Origin of the sequence: Vibrio sp. Vb0304, assembly GCF_033338995.1 — a bacterium.
GTDB lineage: Bacteria > Pseudomonadota > Gammaproteobacteria > Enterobacterales > Vibrionaceae > Vibrio > Vibrio alginolyticus.
In genome coordinates, this window is the sequence record NZ_JAWOTT010000136.1 from 1 (window position 1) to 1,377 (window position 1,377).

Sequence of the window (1,377 nt, forward strand, 5' to 3'; positions counted from 1 at the left end):
TACCCCCTTGGCTAGTGAAGTAGATGTAAGCACGGCCACCGGCTTTTGCGTCTTTTTGGAACCAAACATCCACACCGTTTGATAAGGTGTAAACCTGAAAACCACCCGGAGCTTGACGCATACTAACGATGCTGCCTTCCTCAGCTGGTTGCAGGAAGCCTTCCGCTTTGGCGTTCATATCAGAAGGCTTTTCACCAGCTTGTAGGTAGGCGCTGTTAAGCGCAGTGAATACATCAGAAAATTGCGCTTGCGTTTCACTTTTGCCCATGCCAATCACAAAGCTTGGTTGATTAGACAACAGCTCTTTTAACTGCGCGTTTACGCTCTCTAGCGTCGTTTTATCCAAAAAAGCTGCCAAGCTTTGCGCATAGCTCTCTTTCGATTGGCTTACGCTGTCTTGCTCCAATTGGAAAATACGCGCTTCCGCGTAACTATTTGGCTTGCGTTTGCTCCAATCAGAATCAAGATTTGCCAGTTCGCCATACCAGTTAGATGTGATGCTCTCTAGCTCAACTTGTGTCACGCCGTAATCGCGAAGTGACGTCAACGCACTGATGAAAATTTGGTGCATTTGTTCACGGCGGTCAGGCGAAAATGAGATACCCGCCGACATCAGGCGTTGGTAGTTCGAGTAGTAAGGCTGCGCATAAACGTATTGGTAAGGTTCGGCGGCATCATTGAGAAGACTGATCAAACGCTGTTGAATCAGTTGAATGGCCACTTCGTCTCGCCATTCTGCGTGTTGCTGCTCGACCGTTTCGCGACGAAGATCGCCGCGTTCAATCACCAAATGCAAGCTTGGTGACTCCATCGAGTTGCTTGGCAGAATTTCGTCTTGAGTATTGAGTCGAATGTCACGACGCTTTTCAATGGCAATATCTGAGGTACTTTCCCAGTTCGAGAACTTGTTCTTGATGATGTTAGCAAGCGACTTAGCGTCCACATTGCCCGTGACGATCAGCTCGGCATACTGCGGCTGATACCACTTCTCGTAGAAGTTTTTCAGCCCATTTGACGTCGCGTTCTCAATTGCATCACGAGTACCGATTGGATCATGCTCGGCGTAAGGCGTTCCTTCAATCGAAGCCTCATACGCGTGCATTGAAAACGACTTATCATCTGGATTGGCGCGTCGCCATTCACCCAAGACAACACCTTTCTCTTTTTCAACTTGAGCAGGAGCGAACTCTAAACCGTCGCCGATGTCTCGCGTCCACGTCTGGGCATCTTCAAGCTTATCGTTATTGGCCAAGTCAAGCTTATAGGAGGTTTGCTGATAGGTGGTAAACGCGTTGATATCTGCGCAAAAACTGCCGCCAGATTGCTCAAAAAGCTTACCAACGTCGTTGCCGGTAAAGTGTGTGCTGCCATTAAATG

The 1,377-nt window shown here is 48.5% G+C and carries 1 protein-coding gene; it reads right to left on the reverse strand.

Features of this window, described 5'->3' with window-relative positions:
* Positions 1 to 1,377 (reverse strand): M16 family metallopeptidase (locus R7P35_RS24440; RefSeq protein WP_318092930.1); only part of this gene is annotated, 1,377 nt, incomplete at both ends.